At 35.9% G+C, this 2,078-nt stretch carries 3 protein-coding genes; all 3 read left to right on the forward strand.

Annotated features, from left to right (window positions below):
• Window positions 1-40: 40 nt before the first annotated feature.
• Window positions 41-766, forward strand: a complete 726-nt coding sequence (locus AC1DQW_RS27500; RefSeq protein ID WP_477456986.1) for a hypothetical protein — start codon at window positions 41-43, stop codon at window positions 764-766.
• A 3-nt stretch (window positions 767-769) separates the two neighbouring features.
• Window positions 770-1,699, forward strand: a complete 930-nt coding sequence (locus AC1DQW_RS27505; protein ID WP_477456987.1) for a glucosamine inositolphosphorylceramide transferase family protein — start codon at window positions 770-772, stop codon at window positions 1,697-1,699.
• Between the two features lie 11 nt (window positions 1,700-1,710).
• Window positions 1,711-2,078 (forward strand): hypothetical protein (locus tag AC1DQW_RS27510; protein WP_477456988.1); only part of this gene is annotated, 368 nt, incomplete at its 3' end.

Consider the following 2,078-nt stretch of genomic DNA (forward strand, 5'->3'; position numbering starts at 1 on the left):
TTACTGCATATCAAACTATTTAAGATTCATTTTATACGCTATGATCCAAGTTAAAAGGAAGGCTATGCGCTTATTACCTTATAAAATTATATGGTTTGCCGATAAACCCAGCAAATGGAATTGTTTATACTGTTATTATAAGCAAAGTGCTTATTGCAACGAGGTTCCGGGATTTCGCAGGGAGTCTTTTTTTACAAAAACAATTAATATTGGTGCCCCCCAGTCAGTTTTCGAGGCAGATTTTGATCAAAATACCGCCTATGAAATCCGCAGGGCAATAAAAGATGGAGTTACAACAGCCTCCGAAACCGACATCAAACGCTTTATTGATTTCTACAATTTGTTTGCAGTAACAAAACAACTACCAAAGCTTAACCAGGATTTTTATAAACTTCAATCTTGCATGGTTATAACAAAAGCTATTTACAAAGATCAGGATATTGTTATGCATGCTTATTTGCTTGATGATACCTTAAAACGGGTTAGGTTATTGCATTCAGCATCCCTTTTCAGAAACGAAAAGGACAATCAGTTAAAAGCGGTAACCGGCAGGGCAAACAGGTTACTTCACTTTAATGACATGTGTTTTTTTAAACAGCATGGTTTTCAAGTATACGATATGGGGGGATATGCTCATGGTACATCAGATGAGGCTTTAAAGAGAATCAATCAATTTAAAGACAGTTTTGGGGGTGTTTTGATACAGGAAAGTGATTATTTGCCGGTATTGGGATCGGCACTCTTGTTTTTAAAAAAAATATTTTGAAGGATGAAACTACCCGACTCAATTATACATAAAATATTTTTTTTTGATAAATGGAATATTGGTTATGTTTTTCAGACCCCCGAAAATCTTATCCTCACCCAACAGCTAAATGGTGAAATTAAATGGCTTGAAGAAGATAATGCTGATTATGCGGCAGACCCTTTTGCTGTAAATCTAAATGGTCGTACGTATTTATATTATGAAGAACTTAAATTTTGGAAAGGCAAGGGAGAAATTATGATGATTGATTCCATGAGTTTTGACAATAAAAGAAAGGTAACCGGCATAACTGAACAACCAATGCACCTATCGTACCCTCACATGTTTGCCGCTGATAATAATTTGTATTGTATCCCTGAAACAGGAGCGGCAAAGGAGATTGCATTATACCAGGTTGATGTAGAAAACCCGTATAAGTTTAAGAAAATCAAAGTAATAGTAGCTGGCCATAAATTTGTTGATAGCTCAATAATATATTTTAAAAATAAATATTGGCTATTTACCAGTATATCCGGGAAGCACGGAGAACTTTATGTGTTTTATTCAAATACTTTAGAAGCTGAATTCAAAGCTCATAGCCTAAACCCAATTAGTGTTGCTTCAAATGTAAACAGATCCGCAGGCGGTTTATTTATTGTGGGGGAGAAATTGTACATGCCCAGCCAGAATTCTGAAAAACGGTATGGAGGTTCTGTTATGATAAATGAGATCACAACCATCACCGAAACAGATTTTCAATACAATACCGCTTTTGAACTATTGCCACAGTYKCCATATGATGAGGGGTTACAYACGATAAATTTTGTCGGCGACTTGCTTATTGTTGATGGCAGGCGTAAAGCATTTAGTGTTTTGGGGCTTTTTAAAAAGATGATCGGAAAAATGTGGAACCTTAATAAGCCTGGTAAATGCCTGATCAAAAAAATAAGTTAGTTTTTGTTTCAATGTCTGACAAAGCTAATGGCGCAGAAAGCATATTACTTATGGGGGCCCGCGCCAGTAATTCGCCAATGATTTTTTTAAAGAAATCAGCAGACGGCGGATTAAAAATTCCCGATGGGCATAGCTTTAAATTTGTAACCGATAAAAGCATGTTGATTGGTTTTTACGGACTTATAAAGTTATTAAACCCTTATCGAAAGGGGTATGTTATAATTAGCACTCATCCTTATTTAAACGCTTACCTGGGTTTTTTGAAACGGGTAGGTTACATAAAATCAAGGCTTATAGTTAGGGAGTGTACATCAGTTTTTACAAGATATAAAGGTTTAAAAAAATGGAGTTACCAGCTGGCATACCGGCTGGGTTATCC

Source organism: Mucilaginibacter sp. P5_A4 (assembly GCF_056400605.1).